Genomic DNA, 18,007 nt, shown 5'->3' with positions numbered 1-18,007 from the left:
ATGTGCAACTATCGGGCCATGTCTCGATCAGCTGTTCATCGCGTCGCCGTCCTGGCGTTGCCCGGCGTCGTCCCCTTCGAGCTGGCCATCCCGTCGCGGATCTTCGGCGGCGCCTTCGCAGCGGAGAACCCGCTGTACGAGGTGGTGACGTGCACGATGGACGGCTTACCCGTGCAGACCTCCGAGGACTACGCCATCAGCGTCCAGTACGACGCTTCGGTGCTCGCCACTGCCGACTCCGTCGTGATCCCTCCCTCGGACCTGCTCGAGGAGATCGTCGACAACAACGGCCTTCTCGACGACGCCGTCCTGCGCGCCCTCAAGGAGATCCGGCCCGGGACCCGGCTGCTGGCGATCTGCACGGGCGCCTTCGTACTCGCCGCCGCGGGGCTCCTCGACGGCCGACCAGTTGCTACTCATTGGGCCGAAGCGGAGCAGCTCCAGCAACTGTTCCCCGCAGTACGGGTTGATCCTGTCGTGCTCTACATCGACGACGGCGACATACTCACCTCGGCAGGAGTGGCTGCCGGCATCGACCTGTGCCTCCACGTCGTCCGCCGCGACCACGGCAGCGCGGTGGCCAGTTCGGTCGCCCGCGCGTGCGTCGTACCGCCGCGACGCGACGGCGGGCAAGCGCAGTACGTGCGGCGCCCGATCCCGCCCGTACAAGACGGCGGTACTGCGGCCACTCGCGCGTGGGCTGCCGAGCAGCTCGGCCGTCCACTCAGTCTCGTCGAGCTTGCCGAGCACGCGCGAATGAGTGTGCGGACCTTCACTCGCAGGTTCCGCGCCGAGACCGGGGTAAGCCTCGGGACCTGGCTGGCCATGCAGCGACTGGACTATGCCCGGCAACTGCTGGAGGACACAGATCTGACAGTCGACCAGATCGCCGGGCGAGCCGGCTTGGGCAGCGGGACCAACCTGCGACAGCAGTTGCGGGACACCGCCGGCGTCTCACCGACCGCCTACCGGCGAATGTTCCGAAGCGAGCGCAGCACCAGCCGGTGAATGGCTAGAGCTGGTGCAGCTTGTCGAAGGGCGAAAGGACGCGCAGTAGCTTGCCGCCGCCGAGGTCGACAACTACCGCGTGAGTGCCCTCGACCGCAGTGATCCGGCCCATCCCCTCTTTGTCGTGGGAGACCCGGTCACCTTCTTCGAACGTCTTGATCGGGTCGGGCACCCTGGGCTTGAAGGGACTCGTTGACAAGTGACGACGCGTCGTCGCGCGGGAAGGCTCCATCAACCCCAGTATGCTCCCAATTTCGTCCAGACGCCCATCCAAGGCCGTCGGACTATTTCTTCCCGGGGAGCAGGCCGCGTTCGGAGAAGACCTTCTTGGCCACGAAGGTGGCGTTGAGTGCCTTGGGCATCCCGCAGTACACGGCCGAATGCAGCAGCGCCTCCACGATCTCCTCGCAGGTCAGGCCGACATTCAGGGCCGCATTGATGTGTACGTCGAGTTGCGGCTCGCAACCACCGAGAGCGGTGAGCATGCCGAGAGTGACGAGCTGGCGGTCGCGCGGTGCCAGTCCGGGGCGGTCATAGATGTCACCGAACGCCCAGGCGACGACCTGGTGACCGAGCTCGGGTGAGATGTCCGCCAGCGAGTCGACGACCTTCCGGCCGGCCTCGCCGTCGATCCTGGTCAGGACCTCCAGGCCGCGCTCGAAGCGGTCGCTCCGGGTCTCGGCGTGGTCAGTGGCGGTGGTGACGCTCATTCTTGGTCCGTCTCTTGCTGCTTCGACCGCAGCTGTTCGTAGTGGTTGATCTTCTCGTCCACCGCGCCCGCATCGGCCAGCAGAGCAGCGATGCGCTCACCTAGTGCGACGCGATGCTCACGCAGCATCACCAATCGGTCACCGACCGAGGTATCCCCCATCGCCCTCAGTTGCGCGAACCGCTGCATCTCGGCAATGGACATCCCGGTCTCCCGCAGCCTGAGGAGAAACTCCAGCCAGGCCAGATCCGAGGCGGCGTACCGGCGCTGGTTGCCCGTGTTGCGTCCGACTCGCTCGATCAGGCCGGCCTTCTCGTAGTACCGGAGCGTGTCCGCCGACAGCCCGGTCCGCTCGGCAACCTGTGCGATCGTCAGAGTCGGCGGCTCGTCGGCCAGGGCGCGTTTCGTAGTCACCAGAAGACCGTAAAACTTGGAGCACACTCCAAGTCAACCTTCGCTCGGGGAGTCGCGATGTCAGATCTGCTCGACGTACTCGCGGAGCAGGAGTACGAGTGGGACGACCACGACTCGTTGCGGCTCGACGAGCGCTACAGAGCGCGTCACCTTCCACTGCTGACCGACCGGCCTCGCGGTCCGCTCGGGCCGGATCCCGGACCGGGTGAATTCTGGCCACCTGTGCACTCACTGGTCCTCCCCCTTGCCGACCCGCGACCGGAGGCCTTCCTGAAGGCCCTGGCGGGTTCACGCCTGGCCGGACTGATCTGGTGGCGCGGACTCGAACTGAGAGCCGACCGGCTCCACGCCACCCTGGTACACGGCAGCGATGAGCCGCGGCAGCTCGACGCACCGATCGATCTCGTCATCCGCGGCCCCTGGATCGGCCGCTACAACATCGGCCGGATCTACCTCCCGGTCGAACCGGCGGACGAACAAGCCGCACTCGCCCTCGCCGTAGAACGCCCACTCCTGGCCGGCTACCTCCAACTGACCGAAGACGTAACCGGCGACGCCTACGCCGAGCTCCGCGACCTCGTAGCAACCTTCCGAACCCTCCGAATGCCCACGCGAGTCCACCGCCTCCACGTCTTGGAGACAATGGACGACCTAGCCCTGAGATCCCGCGTCCTCATAGCGTGATGCCGGGTGTATCGAGACGATGGTGGAGGTCGGGATGCGGTTGGAGCTTGCGAGGATTCTCGGTGCTCGTGACCAGATCGATCCGGTGTTCCTGAACACCCCGCAGTACGAATGCGAACCCTTGGGCGACGTGCTTGGTTGCCGGCTGATCCTGAAGGTCGAGACGCTCAATCCCGTTCGCTCCTTCAAAGGACGCGGGACCGAGACCGTTCTCAGCAGGCTGGAAGGCGATGCGGACGCCGCCGTCTGTGCGAGCGCCGGGAACCTTGGCCAGGCGCTCGCGTACAGCGGCCGGCGGCGTGGCATCGGCGTCGCGGTGGTCGCCTCCTCGGCCGCCAATCCGCTGAAGCTCGAGCGGATGAAAGCCCTTGGCGCCACCGTGATCCTGGTCGACGGGGAGATCGAGGCCGCCCTTGAAACCGCCACCCGGTACGCCGCCGAGACCGGTGCGTTCCTGGTCGAGGACAGCAGGGACATCGGGACCTGCGAAGGAGCCGCGACGATCGGGGTCGAACTCGCCGAGTCGCCCGTCGAGCTCGACTCCGTACTGATCTCGCTGGGTGCCGGCGCGATGGCATCCGGCGTGGGCTTCGCGCTCAAGAGTCTGCGGAAGACCACCGAGGTCATCTGCGTCCAGCCTGAGAACGCGCCGGCGATGACGCTGGCCTTGCGCGCCGGTCACCCGGTCGAGGTCGGCGCCCCCGGCACCATCGCCGACGGGGTCGCCGGCCGGTACGTGATCCCCGAAGTACTCGACGATCTTTCGTCGATCGCGGACGACGCGGTCCTGGTCAGCGAGGCAGCCATTGTCGAAGCGATGCGTCTTCTTCATGTTCACGCCGGGCTGGTGGTCGAACCAGCCGCAGCACTGGGAGTCGCCTCAATCCTGGAAGGACAGGGACGATTCGACGGCAGGACCGTCGCAACCATCCTCTGCGGAAGCAACGTGACCCCCGAAGCCTTCAATCGCTGGACTCACGTGCCGATCAGCGCGCCTGACACGGTTGGCTCAAGGTAGGGGGTGATGTTTTGTAGGGCTCTGGTGACGTAGTCGTCTTTTTCGCCTACTGGGGCTACGTAGTGCATCGCTTCCTTGGCGGCTTCGAGGCTGTGGAGGCGGGCGATGATCCAGGTGGCAAGGTAGGTGGATGCCAGGCAGCCGCCGGCGGTGGCGAGGTTGCCGCGGGCGAAGAACGGCTGGTTGAGGACCTCGACGCCGGCAGCCACGACCCACGGCTTGGTAGTGAGATCCGTGCAGGCGGGCACGTCCTTCAGGTGCCCGAGCCTGGCCAGGACCAGCGCGCCGGAACACTGCGCGGCCAGCAGTTGCCGGGTGGGATCCAGCCTGCCCAGTGTGTTCATGATGGCGGGGTCCTCGACCACTTCGCGGGTCTTGATACCACTACCTACGATGACAGCGTCGGCGGTGCAGGCCTCATCCAGATCGATCATGGCGTCGATGGTGACGCCGTTCATCGAACACACCCGCGGCGTCGGGGCGGCGATCGAGACCCGCCAGCCAGGCGCGCTGACGCGGTTCAGAATGCCGAGGGCGATGAGCGAGTCGAGTTCGTTGTAGCCGTCGAAGGTCAGGATCGCGAGGTGCATGCCGGGCTCCTTTTCGGTCACCGCAGGCTAGAGCCGTCGATCCATGACAGTCGAAGAATTGTCCTGCATACAATGCGGGCGTGAGGGTGCCGAAGTACAAGGCTGTGGTCGACTCGCTCGCTGCGCAGATTCGCGCCGGCCGGTGGCCGGCCGGGCATCGCCTCCCCACCCACCGGAGCCTCGCCGCCGACGAGAGCATCGCGGTCGCGACGGCGTCCCGGGTGTACGCCGAACTCGAAGCCATGGGCCTGGTCAGTTCCGAGCAGGGCCGGGGCACGTTCGTGCGCGACCTTGCCGCCACTGCCGGCGACGGGACCGATCAAAGGGCAGTGGCCGTCGACGCCATCGATCTGAGCTTCAACTCCCCCTCGGTTCCCGGGCAGGCCGATCTGCTGCGGGAGGCGTTGCGAAATCTCGCCGGAGCCGGCGACCTCGATGCGCTGCTGCGCTATCAGCCGCATCGTGGGCGTGCGCAGGACCGGGCCGCGGTCGCCCGTCACTTGCACAGACGGGGACTTGATGTCGGCCAGGAACGAGTTCTGATCGTCAGTGGCGCCCAGCACGGTCTGGCAGTGACAGCGATGGCCCTGTTCCAGCCGGGTGATGTGATCGCCGTAGACGCGGTCACGTATCCCGGGTTCATCGTGCTCGCTCGCACGCTAGGGCTGGAGTTGGCCCCCCTGCCGGTGACCGGGTCCGGGCCCGATCTCGACGCGCTCGAACAGTTGTGCCGGCGACGCCGGGTCCGCGCCGTCTATGCGATGCCGACCCTGCACAATCCACTCGGTTGGGTGTACGACGCCTTCCAGCGGGCGCGGCTCGTCTCGATTGCCAACCGGTACGGCGTATCGATCGTCGAGGATGCCTCGTATGCCTACTTGATCGACGACGCACCACCACCGCTGGCGACGCTCGCCCCCGACCTCACGGTCTACGTGTCGGGCCTTTCGAAAAGCGTCGCACCCGGTCTCCGGGTCGGCTTCATCGCCGCACCGGTGGAACTCGTACCGGCACTCGAGCGCGTCATCCGGGCAACGACCTGGCACGTCCCTGGCGTGACAACAGCGATCGCCTGCCGGTGGCTGGACGACGGGACGGTCGACCGCCTCGAAATGGCGAAGCGCAACGACGCCCGCCTACGGCAATCCATCGCCTCCGAGGTGCTGGCCGGGCTGCCCTTTGCCGGGCATCCGTCGTCGTACCTCGTTTGGTTGCCGTTGGCCCCTGATGCGCGCCCGGACCGGATCGCGGCAACGCTGGCTGACCAAGGGATCGCGGTCTCCACCGCCGAACCATTCGCAACCACACCGACGGTGCCGCATGCGCTCCGCCTGGCTCTCGGCTCGGTCACACTGCCCGACCTCCGCGACGCGCTGCAGGCAGTGCGCCACGAGGTCGACCACGACCCCTTCCGCTGACAACGGTGTGGAGGAGTCTCGACGGATCAGTCAGTTGATCGGCGACGACTGGCTGCGGATGGTGGAGGCGCGGTGGACTCTCGGAAGATGAGGCGGTTGATGGTCCGGTTGGGTGGCTCCGGGACCGGCTGGCCGTGGATCTCGGCGAGGAGACGGGTGATCGCATAGCGACCCCGCGCCTCTCGGTCGACCGCGACCGTCGACAGCGAGGGCGTCGAGAACCTGCCATGTTCCTCGTCGTCCCAGCCGAAGACGCTGAGATCGCGCGGCACCTCCCACCCGCGCGAGCACGCACCGCGGATCACCCCCAGGGCGACACCGTCGTTGCCTGCCACAACGGCGGTGACCCCGCAGTCGTCCGGCAGGCTGGTGATCGCGTCGAAGCCGGACTGGGCCGACCAATCACCGTCGACGGCGCCGGCCGATCGCAACCCGAGGTCCTCGATCGTCTCCAGGTACACGCTCTTGCGGTTACGGGCCGAGGCATGGGTCTGCGCACCGGCCACGTGGAAGAACGTCCGGTGCCCCAATGAGCTCAGGTATTCGATGATCTCGCGCACCTGCGAGGCGTCGGCCAGCTCGCCAAGACCACGCAGATGATCATCGTAGATATCGCTCTCGACAATTGGCACCCGGCGCGATCTTTTACCTTTCAGATCAATGGAAGAAATAGCAAGAATTCCTTCGACCTGACCGGATTCGGCCAATTCATCGATGCGTTCCGCACGCACCCGGGCGCCACCTTCGATACTGACGACCTCGACCTGATATCCCGCACGATGTGCCGTTTCGAACGCTGCCGCGAGCAATCTTCCCGGAAAGTACGGACCGGCCGCAAGAACTATCGCGAGGCGGTTGGTCCGCCGGGTCCGCATCGAGCGTGCGACCAGGTTCGGGCGATAGCCGAGGGTCTTGACCGCGAACTCGACCTTGACCCTGGTCTTCGGTTTCAGGCTGTCCTTGTCCTGCAGATAACGGGAAACCGTCGTGTGCGATACACCGGCCAGACTCGCCACTTGATGAATGGTCGCCGGCCGTTTCGGCTCTGCTTCTGCCACGTGTCCCTCCTCGCGCCCAGCCGTTCACGCGGCGGCGTACGAAGGCTAGCACCGACCCCGCCCGGGCGGCCGCCGAATCCCCGACGAGAGGTTGACACCCTCTACGGGCTGCGGTTAGCTACCGGCTCAGAAGTGGATCGATCACTTTTTTTGGGATGACCAAAGGAGTGCCTGTGACCGATGGTGACATTGTTCCCCCGCCCCACGCCAAACCATCGATTATCAATCGCCTACGGCGCGACTACCCGGTCTCCAAGGAGGCCAGGATCTCCGTCATCGCGCCGCCGAAGCACGACGGCTCGGGGCAGGGCCGGGTCTGGATGGGCGCTCCGGCTCTCGGCTTACCGCGATCAGCAAGAAGTCCGAGGGCCGGGTCGAGGCGCTGCTGTCGTACCTGAACTTCCTCGCGACGCCGTTCGGCACCACGGAGTACCTTTTCCGCAAGTTCGGTCTGCCGGGCGTCCATCACACTGCTGTCGATGGCAATCCGGTGCTCAACGACCGGGGGTTCTGCGAGACCCAGCTCGGCCTGATGTACCAGGCGGACGCCCCCTGGACCATCTTCCTGCCGGAGAAGGAGGGTAACAGCGAGGCGGAGTTCAACGCCATGAAGCAGACCGTCCCCACCGCCCTGACCGACCCGGTCGCGGGCATGTACTCCGAGACCAACGTCCGGAAAGGACCGCAGCTCACCGACGACATCACGCAGGTGACCAACGACATCATCCAGGGCCGCAAACCGGTCTCCGCCTGGGCGGCCGCGGTGAAGAAGTGGAAGAGCGGCGGTGGCGACAAGATCGCCGAGGAATTCGCCCAGGCACTCGAAGCATCGCGCTGAATCGAAAGGAATACCGTTGACCTCCACCAACACCGTCAGGTTCGCCGCCGTCGGTCTCGATCACGCCCACATCCACGGTCAGATCGCCGGCCTGATCGAGGCCGGTGCGGAGTTCGTCGCGATGGCGACCGATGATGCGTCCAGCGCGATCGCCGCCGAGGTCCGCAAACGTTATCCGGACGTCCCGGTGGTCGAGAGTCCCGACGAACTGATCGCCACCGGCGGGATCGACCTGATCGTGACCGCCGCGGTGCCGGACCGGCGCGGGCCGATCGCCGTCGCGGCACTGCGGGCCGGCAAGGATGTCGTGGCCGACAAGCCCGGCTGCGTCAGTTTCGAGCAGCTCGAGGAGATCGAGAAGGCGGTCGCCGAGACCGGCCGGTTCTGGTCCGTCACGTTCTCCGAGCGGTTCGAGGTGCGCTGCGTGATCAGGGCCGGCGAGCTGGTCCGCGCGGGCCGGATCGGCACTGTGGTGCAGACCATCGGGCTCGGCCCGCACCGGATCGGCGACCGCGCCCACCTCGGCGGTGGTGCCGGCCGGCCGGACTGGTTCTACGACAAGAGCCGGTACGGCGGAATCCTCGTCGACATCGCCTCCCACCAGATCGACCAGTTCCTCTGGTTCACCGGCGCCCGCACCGCCGAGGTGGTGGCGAGCACGGTCGGGAACTTCGCCAACGCCGACTCCCCCGGTCTGCAGGACTTCGGCGACGTGCTGCTCCGCAGCGACAACGCCCAGGGCTACATCCGGGTCGACTGGTACACGCCCAAGGGGTTGCCGACCTGGGGCGACGGCCGGCTGATGATCCTCGGCACCGCGGGCTACATCGAGATGCGCAAGTACGTCGACATCGCCGGCCGGCAAGGTGGCGACCATCTGTTCCTGGTCGATCAGGACAGCACGCAGTACGTCGACTGCTCGGACGTCGAGCTGACCTACTACGCCGACCTCGTGCACGACGTACAGGAGCGGACCACGACGGCCGCGCCGCAGGAGCACACGTTCGAAACCATGCGGCTGGCTTTGACGGCCCAGCAGCAGGCGGTCCTGCGTGGGGCGGCTCAGTGACAAACCTCAAGGTCGCGATCGTTGGCTGCGGCAACATCAGCCGTCGCCATGCGGAGGGCTATGCGAGCACCGGCCGGACCACCCTGGTCGGTGTCGCCGACATCGTCGAGGCGAAGGCGCAGGCGCTCGCCGAGAAGTTCGGTTCGACGCCGTACGGCGATGTGGCGGAGCTCCTGGCGGCGCAGGATCCCGACCTGGTCTCGGTTGCGACGCCACCCGGCAGCCACGCCGAGATCGCGATCGCGGTCCTGGCCGCCGGCAAGTCGGTCCTGCTGGAGAAGCCGCCCGTGCTGAGTCTGGCCGAGATGGACGCGGTGGCGGCGGCCGAGCGATCGAGCGAAGGCACGGTCTACGTGGTCTTCCAGCATCGGCACGGATCCGGAGCGGTCCGGGCGGCCGAGCTCCTTGGCCGCGGCGCGCTCGGCATCCCGCAGGTTGCCGTCTGCGAGACATTGTGGTTCCGGCCGCGCGGCTACTTCGACCCGGAGTGGCGCGGCACCTGGGTCGGCGAGGGCGGTGGGCCGACGCTCGGCCATGGCATCCACCAGATCGACCTCCTGCTGCACCTGCTCGGGCCCTGGCGGACGATCAGCGCCACCGCAGTACGGCTGGATCGTCCGGTGGAGTTCGAGGACGTGTCGATGGCGTCGGTGATCTTCGAGAGCGGCGCCGTCGCGACCGTGATCAACAGCCTGCTGTCGCCGCGGGAGCTGAGCAGGATCCGCATCGACACGACCGGCGGAACTCTCGAGGTCGACCACGTCTACGGCTACTCCGACGCGGATTGGTCGTTCTCTCCGGCACCCGGCCAGGATGACGCGGCCAAGCTGGGGCTGGATCCCGGCGGACGGCGTACAGGCGACTCGGCGGCCGAGGCCATCGGGGCCGATCCGTGGACTGCTTCGGCGGGCAAGGACGTGCCGAGCAACCACGAGGCGCAACTCAACCGCCTGGTCGACGACCTGTTGAGCGGCGACACGCACGACACCACCTTGACCAACACCCGGCCGACGATGGAGTTCGTCACCGCGCTCTACGCCTCCGCGATCACCGGTAGGCCGATCCATCGTGCCGACCTGACCGCGGGCCACCCGTTCTACCAGGCGCTGCACGGAGGTGTGCCGCAGACCAAGATCAGTGAGGCCTTCACGATCTGACAGTGAGTTCGCCGTACTGGCAGTGGCCAACGCAGCGGACCGGCTTGGCCTCGCCGGTGCCGGACCGGGTATCCGGGTAGCGCGGGACGAGCGGCTGATGCGGCAGGCGTGGCAGGCCGCCGGAGTACCGATCCCCCGGTTCCGTCGGGTGGACTCCGCCGCCGATCTGCACGGCGCGCCGGCGGCGCTGACCCCGCCGCTGCTGCTCAAGCCCTCCTGGGGCGCCGGCTCAGTGGCCCAGCTCGTGCTGACCTCGCAGGACCAGGTCGCCGACGCCTGGGCGGAGATCGAGCAGGCTCTCGAGCTGGGCGGCCAAGTCGGCACGAACAAGCTGTACGAGCAGAACACCGACGCCGACCGGCTGGTCGAAGAGATCATGGGCGGCACCACCGAGGGCTGGTACTCCGAGCCCGGGTACGGCGACTACCTCAGCGTCGAGGCATCGTTGCCAAGGGCAAGTACCACGCGTTGGCGATCACGGCCAAGCTGCCGACCGTTCCGCCGTACATCCGAACTACACCACCGAACAACTCGGCCGATGCTGTTCCACCGGCGCCGCCGTCGCTGAACGGCGCGACCAGCGACGTGGCGGCGCTGGTACGAGCGCCCCCGAACCTCCAGCCAGGCAGTGCACCCCGCCCCCAGCCAAACCATCCCCGCCGACGACAAGTCTGAGCGCGAGCACTAGTCGACCGGAGCATCCCTGCCGACCTACAACCACTGAGCGCCCCGTCCGCCCTGGTCATGAGCGGAGCGTGCAACCTACCGGTACGGGCGGTGACTGAGCACTGAAGTGGTCGTGGGTGGGGGTGGTTGTTCAGGTGGTGTTTGCCTGGTGGCCGCCGGGCGGGTCAAGGATCGGGGCGCGGGGACGGCGTCTCGGGGCCGCCCGCCGCAGCTGCGCTGAATCCATCACTGTTCAAGGAGTTCCACCATGTCCCTCGATCGCCGTTCCGTACTCCGGGGTGCCGCCGTCGGCGCCACGGGTGTCGGTTTCGCCGCTGTCGGCGCCGTCCCTTCGCTGGCCGAGGCCACGCCCGCGCCGGCCTCGCGGCCCTACCCGGCGAACCGGCCGTTCCCGCCGCTGATGGATGACCCCAAGGGCATCCTCGCGCTGCCGCCGGGCTTCAAGTACGCGATCGTCACGCGGGCCGGCCAGACCACGCTGAAGAGCGGCCAGCCGACGCCGGAACTGCACGACGGTACGGCGGTCTTCGGCAACGGCACCAAGCAGTACACGCTGATCCAGAACCACGAGATCGGCGGGAACAGCGCCCTCGGCGTACCGCAGATCCCCGGCACCGTCTACGACTCGGGCGTCGGCGCGGCCGGTGGCTGCACCGTCATCTCCGTCGGCCGTGACGGCACCAACCACGGCGAGTGGGTCGGCATCTCCGGCACGCTCACCAACTGCGCCGGCGGCCCGACGCCGTGGGGCACCTGGATGACGTGCGAGGAGACCGAGAACAAGGCCAACGGCACCACCCGGCTGAAGGACCACGGCTACGTCTTCGAGGTCTGGGGCGACGGCGAGACCGCGCACCCGGTGCCGCTCAAGGCGCTCGGCCGGTTCGCGCACGAGGCGCTCGCCATCGACCGCGACAAGCAGCACATCTACCTGTCCGAGGACGCGTCCGGCCCCAACGGTTCGTTCTACCGGTGGACCGCGCCGGCCGGCTACCGGCTCGGCAAGGACAGCTGGAAGGACCTGCAGAACGTCAACTTCGGCGTCCTCGAGGCGATGGCGATCCTGAACGACGACGGCAAGCCGATCCCGGACGTCGCCTACCTGACCTCCGCCCAGCTGCTTCGCCCGTTCCGGGTCACCTGGGTGCCGGTGCCCGATCGCGACGCGGTCACGGTCTCCACTCGCAAGCAGTTCACCGACGGCCAGGTCACCCGCGGCAAGAAGTTCGAGGGCGTCTACGGCACCCACGACGGCGTGTACGTCGTGAACTCGTTCGCCAAGTCCGGTACGACCGACGTACCGGCCGACGGGATCCCGCACGAGGGCATGGTCTGGTTCTACAACTACAAGGCCCAGACCATCCAGCTGGTCACCTACTTCCCGGCGAACGCCGCCGCCAACCAGGGCCCGAGCGCGCGGTACCAGGACTTCAACTTCGACGGCCCGGACAACGTCACCGTCACCCCGTGGGGCTCGCTCATCCTGGCCGAGGACGGCAACGCCTCCAGCCACGTGCTGAGCGCGACCCCCGGCGGCCCGACGTACGCCATCGCCCGGAACATGCTCAACGACTCGGAGTTCACCGGCCCGACCTTCTCCGAGGACGGCAAGGTCCTCTTCGTCAACATCCAGACCCCCGGCATCACCCTCGCCATCACCGGCCCCTGGCGCGACTACCTCGGCTGAGAGCGCAGCATCCGCGGCGGCCCGCCAGGCCGCCGCGGCGCGTCGGCCGGATCGGCTGGCGCGATCTTCGCCCGATACCGCGGAAATAGCCCGCCAGGGGACGAAGAACTCGCCAGTGGCCGAAAACCCGCCGCTACTCGCTCACACCCCTGGTCAGCAGGACGGTGGCGATGAACGCGCGGAAGAGTTGGAGAGGGTCGTCGTTGCTGATGACAACGACCTTCTCGGCTTGCCGCTCGACGCCTCGGAGGGCGCAGACCAGCTCCGCGAAAGCATGGCTGTGGAACCGGACGGTCAGCTCGGCAGGCAATGTGATGCTCGGCAGCCGGGCGTCGGCCAACCGCTCCAGGGCGCGTTGCGCACCGTCGCGGATCAGCTCACGCGCGGTGTCGGGGTGCAGGGACAGCGCGGCATTGTGCGAGACGGATTCCTTGACTACGACCGCCTCGATCTCCGGACAGAACGGCAATGCCTCATCGATCGTCACCTGGTCGCCCGAGATGAGCACCACCGGAACCCCGTGGGCCAGCGCCGCCAGCGCGTTGATCCCGGCCTCCCCCGCGATCACACCGTTGAGGCGCACTTCGGCAATGGCCCGCGGGTTGTACGTGTGGTGCAGCACGGACGACGTCGATCCCGCCGACCCGTGGTACGAGATGAACATCGCCGCGTCGAAGGAGTCGTCGAGACCCTGCATCATGTAGAGCGGCTTGTGCTTGCCCGACAGATAGCTCGCCCGGCCATGGAGCTCGTCCGGCCGGAGATTCTGCATCGTCGAGTGCGAGTCATTGACCAGGAACTCGGTCGCCCCCGCGCCAAGCGCACCGTCGATCGCCGCATTGACCTCCGACTGCAGCTGCCCCCGGTAGTACTCGTACTCCGTACTCGGCCCACGCACCTGCCCCCAGTCGACAACCCCGGCGGTCCCCTCCATGTCAGTCGACAGAAACACCTTCACAGCGCGACTCGCAGACCGGGGTTGGCCAGGACGACGGGGCATCCGGCCAGCTGGGCTGCCTCGTCGAGGAGGCGTAGGTGGTCCTGCCAGGCGCGCAGGTGGGTGAGGATCAGGAGCTTCGATCCGGCCTTTGCCGCCAGTCGGCCGGCGTCCCCGGCGGTGAGGTGTCCGCGCATCGGGCCGTCGGCGTCGAATCCCGACGCCTCGGCGAGTAGTACGCCGCAGCCGTCGGCCAGCTCCTCGATCGCCGCGCACGGTTCGGTGTCGGCCGGGTAGCACAAGGCGTCGTCGATCCTGGTCGCCCAGCACTCCGGATCGCCGTGCTGGACCTGGGCCAGGCGGGCTCGCAGCGGCCCGAGGTCGAGGTCTCCCGCTTGCGTGATCGTTGCGGTGAAATCGACAGGATTGGTCGTCAGGACCTCGTTCATGTTTGCCGGTCCGAAGATTCGCAGTGGCCCGCAGTCGGATCCGTCGCGGACTGCCTTGCTCCGGTAGTAGCTGAGCTGCGTCACGTCCGACCAGTGGTCGGAATGCGCGTGCGACAAGATCACGGCACCGATGTCTTCTGCCGAGGCGTAGCGCTGGAGGGGTCCAGCGGCGCCCGCGCCCAGATCGAGCAGCAGCCGATAGCCGTCCTTCTCGACCAGGTAACTCGATGCGGCGGAGTCGGGGCCGGGTGCGGAACCGGCGCAGCCGACGACAGTCATCCTCATCCCGCGAACCTATCCGGTCCGGCGGTCAGCGGATTCCGTAGTCGTGGATCTTTCGGTAGATGGTGGCCCGGGACATCCCGAGCGACTTGGCGGCGTCGCGCCTGTTGCCGTTGTTGTCGAGGAGGCTGTGGATGATCGCGTCGCGCTCGAGTGCCTCCAGCTGGCTGAGACTGCGGCGGCTCCTCGTCTGGAGATCGGGTGGCAGGTCGGACGGCGTGATCACGCCGGTCCGTCGCCGGTGGTGGACGACCTGCTTCAGCACCTCCTGCAGATCGGCGATGTTGCCGGGCCAGGCCGACCGCAGCAGTTGGTGCATCGCTTCCGGTGAGCAGGTCAGGTCGCCGTGGCTCAGCTGGCTCAGGAAGTGCGGGACCAGTTCGCGAATGTCGTCGATGTGATGCCGCAGCGACGGCACGTCGACGGTGATCGGGAACACCGTCAGCAACTCGCCGAGGTCGGGCTCGGTCGAGTCTCCGGTCGTCAGTGTCAGTGCGACCCACGGCGGCTCCGACAGCCGGCGCTCGCGCCCACTGTGCAAGGCCCCGACCAGTTCGTCGAGCCGGGCCGGGACGAGCCGTTCGGCATGCCGGATCACCAGCGCCTGCACAGTGTCGTCGGCCAGCTCCGCCTCGATGTGGTCCGGAGACTCGGCGGCGTCGACCAGGTGGAACGATCCGGCCCGGTTGTTCTGCTGATGGGCCGCCCGGGCCAGTGCGACCTTCCCCGTGCCTCGCTCGCCGGTGAGCACGATCCATTGCCCGGCGCGATAGGCGTTGTCGACGGTTCGGCTGGTCGCGAGCCAGGGTGCGCTCCTGCCGACGATGCCAGGCAGCTCCGGCCTGGACGGCGGCCGATTCGCGTTGAAGCTCGCTGAACCGGGACCGGTCGTCTGCCGGGTGATCTGGATGACGGCGGCCGCTCCCCGTCCGTCCGCGGGCACCGCACGGCAGGTGATGCGCACCCTTCGGCCACTCGGGAGCTCGACCGCCAGGGCACTGCCCGCGGTCTGGGCCAGAATGTCCGCGGCATGGGCGAGGACCGCAGCCTGGTCGCTGGCGTCGAGGTTCTGCTGGGCACTGGTGTTCATCAGCAGCAGGTCGTCGTTGACCGCGAGCACCATGTCACCGGACCGCCGTCCGGCCAGCAGGTACTCCTGGAGCAGCTCCTGCTCCCGGGCCGAGCTGTCACTCAGTAATGCCGCGCGGATCTGGTCCGCGGTGGTCTTGGCCAGCGCGATCAGCAGCGAACCGGCGTCCTTGCGCCAGCAGGTCAGGTCGATGGCCCCCACCGTCTTGCCGCTGATCGGGTGTTTGATCGGTACTCCGGCACACGCGAGGTCCTCCAGATCCTCCGCGTAGTGCTCGTGCCCGAAGACGTGCATCGGCCCACCGCGCTCGAGCGCCGTACCGATGCCGTTGGTGCCGGCGAACTGTTCGGAGTAGCTGAAACCCGGTGCGAGATTGACCCGGTCGAGGTGCCGGCTCAGCTCGGCGTCGTCGGTCAGCCGGCGGAGCACCATCCCGTTGCGTTCGGTCAGAATGACGCTGATCGGCTGGCCGGCGAGGTGCTCGTGGAGCCGGCGCAGTACCGGGGTCGCGCTGCGGGTCAGCGGTACGTCGAGTTCGGGATCCGCGACGTACGGCAGGTCGATCCGGTCGGCGGGTAGATTCCATCGCCGCGACCGCACCCACGACGCCAGTACCGGACGGCGGACGTCGCCGACCGGGAACGCGTCGTACGTCAGGAAGCTCAGCCTGGCCTCGGCAAGCCGGCTGCTGTCACCTGACACAGGTGCCAATTCGTCCACAGAGCCTCCTGGCGACCGGCTGGGGACCTGGCGGAGATGTCGGCTCCCCCACCGATGGCATCGCCCTCTCCAGATTAGTGCTTCCCGGCGATCCGGCTGTCTCAGATTGAGACACTCAGGCCGCTCGCGCGGGGGTGGGATGGGGAGCAGAGCAGGAGGTACTCCATGGACGACGAGACCTACAACCCCTGGACGATCGTGAACGCGGTCTTCCACCAGCTCGCCGATGCCGGTCTGCACCCCGTACTGGGGTCGGCGGGTGACCCCGGCGAGGCGGCCGGAGCCCTGCTGCTGACGCTCGGCATCCGGCCTTCCAGTCCAGGCGATACGCGGACGCTGCCCGACTCCGAGGCCGAGCTCGCCCGGATCAGGCAAGCAGTGTTCGGCGACCGCTGACGACAGGGTCTCAATTTGAGACCTCCCGGCCGGTACGGCGGCGATGTACTTCAAACGCAAGGCAATAGGCAAGACGTAGGCCCTTCGAGGGCCGGCGGCCACCGCGAAGGTGAGGAGTGCCATGAGTCGCCAAAGTGTGGCGAAGGCCCATCAGAAGATCCAGGAACTCTCCTGGGAACCCGCGTACCACGAGCCGGTCTCGCAGTACGGGACCGACTACACGTTCCAGAAGGCGCAGAAGAAGGACCCGCTGAAGCAGGTCCTGCGGTCGTACTTCCCGATGCAGGAGGAGAAGGACCACCGCGTCTACGGCGCCTCGGACGGAGCCATCCGCGGCAACATGTTCCGCCAGGTGCAGGAGCGCTGGCTGGAGTGGCAGAAGTTGTTCCTGAGCATCATCCCGCTGCCGGAGATCTCCGCCGCGCGGGCGATGCCGCTGCTGTTCCGCACCGTGCCGAACCCCGAACTGCACAACGGCCAGGCGATCCAGATGATCGACGAGGTCAGGCACTCGACGATCCAGCAGAACCTCAAGCGCCTGTACATGAACAACTACATCGACCCGGCGGGCTTCAACTCCAGCCTGCGCAACTTCCAGAGCGACTACTGCGGCACCATCGGCCGGCAGTTCGCGGAAGGCTTCATCACCGGTGACGCGATCACCGCGGCCAGTGTCTACCTCACGATCGTGGCCGAGACCGCCTTCACCAACACGTTGTTCGTCGCGATGCCCGCCGAGGCGGCCGCGAACGGCGACTACCTGCTGCCGACCGTCTTCCACTCGGTCCAGTCCGACGAGTCGCGGCACATCAGCAACGGCTACGCCACCTTGCTGATGGCGCTGGCCGACGAAGGCAACCACCAACTGCTGGCCCGCGACCTGCGGTACGCCTGGTGGAACAACCACCGCGTCGTCGACGCGGCGATCGGCACCTTCATCGAGTACGGCACCAAGGACCGGCGCAAGGATCGGGAGAGCTACGCCGAGATGTGGCGCCGCTGGATCTACGACGACTACTACCGCAGCTACCTGGTGCCGCTGGAGAAGTACGGCCTCGAGATCCCGCACGACCTGATCGAGGAGTCCTGGAACCAGATCTGGAACAAGGGCTACGTGCACGAGGTGGCGCAGTTCTTCGCCACCGGCTGGCTGGCGAACTACTGGCGGATCGACCCGATGACCGACAAGGACTTCGAGTGGTTCGAGTTCAAGTACCCCGGCTGGTACGACAAGTACGGCAAGTGGTGGGAGGCCTACAACCGGCTCGCGACCCCGAACGGGCATCACCCGATCGTGTTCGAGGACGTCGACTACGAGTACCCGCACCGCTGCTGGACCTGCATGGTCCCCTGCCTGGTCCGCGAGGACATGGTGATGGACGAGGTCGACGGCCAGGTCCGGACGTACTGCAGCGAGCCGTGCCACTGGACCGATGCGACGGCCTTCCGGCCGACGTACCAGGGCCGGGAGACGCCCAACATGGGCAAGCTGATCGGGATGCGCGAGTGGGAGACGCTCTACCACGGCTGGAACTGGGCCGACGTCGTGTCCGACATGGGCTTCGTCCGTGACGACGGCAAGACGATGGTCGCGCAGCCGCACCTGGATCTGAACCCGGACAAGATGTGGACGCTGGACCACCTGCGCCGCTGCCCGCCGTTGCAGAGCCCGAACGTGCTGCTGAACGAGATGACCCCCGACGAGCGGCAGGCCTTCGCCGCCCGCTACGTCAGAGGTGGTCCTGCCGGCCGCGCCCCCAAGGAGGAGTGAGCCCCTCGGGTTGGGAGGGCGGCAT

The 18,007-nt window shown here is 67.3% G+C and carries 19 protein-coding genes; 11 read left to right on the top strand and 8 right to left on the bottom strand.

The genetic code is table 11. The features are described 5' to 3' along the window. Positions 1–18: 18 nt before the first annotated feature. Positions 19–1,008 carry a GlxA family transcriptional regulator gene (locus tag F1D05_RS02055; protein ID WP_185445709.1) on the top strand — a complete coding sequence of 330 codons (990 nt, stop codon included), beginning with the start codon at positions 19–21 and terminating at the stop codon, positions 1,006–1,008. Positions 1,009–1,012: 4 nt separating this feature from the next. Here F1D05_RS02055 and F1D05_RS02050 read toward each other — a convergent pair whose 3' ends face one another. The 3 genes from F1D05_RS02050 to F1D05_RS02040 form a co-directional block, all read right to left on the bottom strand. Then, positions 1,013–1,180: a hypothetical protein gene (locus F1D05_RS02050; RefSeq protein WP_246486369.1), complete on the bottom strand. Its 168-nt coding sequence runs from the start codon at positions 1,178–1,180 to the stop codon at positions 1,013–1,015. 112 nt (positions 1,181–1,292) lie between these two features. Next, positions 1,293–1,718: a carboxymuconolactone decarboxylase family protein gene (locus F1D05_RS02045; RefSeq protein ID WP_185445705.1), complete on the bottom strand. Its 426-nt coding sequence runs from the start codon at positions 1,716–1,718 to the stop codon at positions 1,293–1,295. Next, the gene (locus tag F1D05_RS02040) at positions 1,715–2,131 is read right to left on the bottom strand and encodes a MerR family transcriptional regulator (protein ID WP_206686043.1); all 417 of its coding nucleotides are present in this window, start codon (positions 2,129–2,131) and stop codon (positions 1,715–1,717) included. Before F1D05_RS02040 ends, F1D05_RS02045 begins: the two co-directional genes overlap by 4 nt. Positions 2,132–2,188: 57 nt before the next feature. Between F1D05_RS02040 and F1D05_RS02035 the strand changes: the two genes are divergently transcribed. Both F1D05_RS02035 and F1D05_RS02030 read left to right on the top strand, forming a co-directional pair. Next, positions 2,189–2,815, top strand: coding sequence for a hypothetical protein (locus F1D05_RS02035; protein WP_185445703.1), 627 nt, complete (start codon positions 2,189–2,191; stop codon positions 2,813–2,815). A gap of 34 nt (positions 2,816–2,849) precedes the next feature. Then, positions 2,850–3,833: a threonine ammonia-lyase gene (locus tag F1D05_RS02030; RefSeq protein WP_185445701.1), complete on the top strand. Its 984-nt coding sequence runs from the start codon at positions 2,850–2,852 to the stop codon at positions 3,831–3,833. On the opposite strand, the gene F1D05_RS02025 is transcribed toward F1D05_RS02030, so the two are convergent. Next, on the bottom strand, positions 3,791–4,423 hold the full coding sequence (locus tag F1D05_RS02025) for a DJ-1/PfpI family protein (protein ID WP_185445699.1): 633 nt from the start codon (positions 4,421–4,423) through the stop codon (positions 3,791–3,793). The two genes, F1D05_RS02030 and F1D05_RS02025, sit on opposite strands and share 43 nt — an antisense overlap. Positions 4,424–4,503: 80 nt before the next feature. Between F1D05_RS02025 and F1D05_RS02020 the strand changes: the two genes are divergently transcribed. Next, a complete protein-coding gene (locus F1D05_RS02020) occupies positions 4,504–5,841 on the top strand; it encodes a PLP-dependent aminotransferase family protein (RefSeq protein ID WP_185445697.1) in 1,338 nt (445 codons plus the stop codon). A gap of 26 nt (positions 5,842–5,867) precedes the next feature. Here F1D05_RS02020 and F1D05_RS02015 read toward each other — a convergent pair whose 3' ends face one another. After that, positions 5,868–6,857: a LacI family DNA-binding transcriptional regulator gene (locus tag F1D05_RS02015; protein ID WP_206686042.1), complete on the bottom strand. Its 990-nt coding sequence runs from the start codon at positions 6,855–6,857 to the stop codon at positions 5,868–5,870. 532 nt (positions 6,858–7,389) lie between these two features. Between F1D05_RS02015 and F1D05_RS02010 the strand changes: the two genes are divergently transcribed. From F1D05_RS02010 to F1D05_RS01990, 5 genes are all read left to right on the top strand, one after another. Then, positions 7,390–7,737 (top strand): hypothetical protein, encoded by a 348-nt coding sequence (locus F1D05_RS02010; protein ID WP_185445693.1) that lies wholly within the window; start codon positions 7,390–7,392, stop codon positions 7,735–7,737. A gap of 16 nt (positions 7,738–7,753) precedes the next feature. Further along, a complete protein-coding gene (locus tag F1D05_RS02005; protein WP_185445691.1) occupies positions 7,754–8,806 on the top strand; it encodes a Gfo/Idh/MocA family protein in 1,053 nt (350 codons plus the stop codon). Next, positions 8,803–9,963 carry a Gfo/Idh/MocA family protein gene (locus tag F1D05_RS02000; protein WP_185445689.1) on the top strand — a complete coding sequence of 387 codons (1,161 nt, stop codon included), beginning with the start codon at positions 8,803–8,805 and terminating at the stop codon, positions 9,961–9,963. Before F1D05_RS02005 ends, F1D05_RS02000 begins: the two co-directional genes overlap by 4 nt. 22 nt (positions 9,964–9,985) lie before the next feature. Next, entirely contained in the window at positions 9,986–10,531 is a 546-nt protein-coding gene (locus F1D05_RS01995; protein ID WP_185445687.1) for a hypothetical protein, read from the top strand. A 366-nt stretch (positions 10,532–10,897) separates the two neighbouring features. Next, positions 10,898–12,337 (top strand): alkaline phosphatase PhoX, encoded by a 1,440-nt coding sequence (locus F1D05_RS01990; RefSeq protein ID WP_185445685.1) that lies wholly within the window; start codon positions 10,898–10,900, stop codon positions 12,335–12,337. Between the two features lie 133 nt (positions 12,338–12,470). On the opposite strand, the gene F1D05_RS01985 is transcribed toward F1D05_RS01990, so the two are convergent. From F1D05_RS01985 to F1D05_RS01975, 3 genes are read right to left on the bottom strand one after another with little or no spacing between them, the layout of a single operon-like run. Then, complete coding sequence (locus F1D05_RS01985) at positions 12,471–13,289, bottom strand: M55 family metallopeptidase (protein ID WP_206686041.1); 819 nt, start codon at positions 13,287–13,289, stop codon at positions 12,471–12,473. A gap of 2 nt (positions 13,290–13,291) precedes the next feature. Next, positions 13,292–14,008 carry an MBL fold metallo-hydrolase gene (locus F1D05_RS01980; protein ID WP_246486368.1) on the bottom strand — a complete coding sequence of 239 codons (717 nt, stop codon included), beginning with the start codon at positions 14,006–14,008 and terminating at the stop codon, positions 13,292–13,294. 25 nt (positions 14,009–14,033) lie between these two features. Beyond that, positions 14,034–15,815: a sigma-54-dependent Fis family transcriptional regulator gene (locus F1D05_RS01975; protein ID WP_185445682.1), complete on the bottom strand. Its 1,782-nt coding sequence runs from the start codon at positions 15,813–15,815 to the stop codon at positions 14,034–14,036. Positions 15,816–15,980: 165 nt separating this feature from the next. Between F1D05_RS01975 and F1D05_RS01970 the strand changes: the two genes are divergently transcribed. Both F1D05_RS01970 and F1D05_RS01965 read left to right on the top strand, forming a co-directional pair. Beyond that, positions 15,981–16,211 (top strand): hypothetical protein, encoded by a 231-nt coding sequence (locus F1D05_RS01970; RefSeq protein WP_185445680.1) that lies wholly within the window; start codon positions 15,981–15,983, stop codon positions 16,209–16,211. A 121-nt stretch (positions 16,212–16,332) separates the two neighbouring features. Beyond that, positions 16,333–17,982 carry a methane monooxygenase gene (locus tag F1D05_RS01965; RefSeq protein ID WP_185445678.1) on the top strand — a complete coding sequence of 550 codons (1,650 nt, stop codon included), beginning with the start codon at positions 16,333–16,335 and terminating at the stop codon, positions 17,980–17,982. Positions 17,983–18,007: the final 25 nt, after the last annotated feature.

The sequence above is a fragment of the Kribbella qitaiheensis genome, from assembly GCF_014217565.1.
Lineage (GTDB): Bacteria > Actinomycetota > Actinomycetes > Propionibacteriales > Kribbellaceae > Kribbella > Kribbella qitaiheensis_A.
This window is presented reverse-complemented; position numbering and strand designations above follow the sequence as displayed.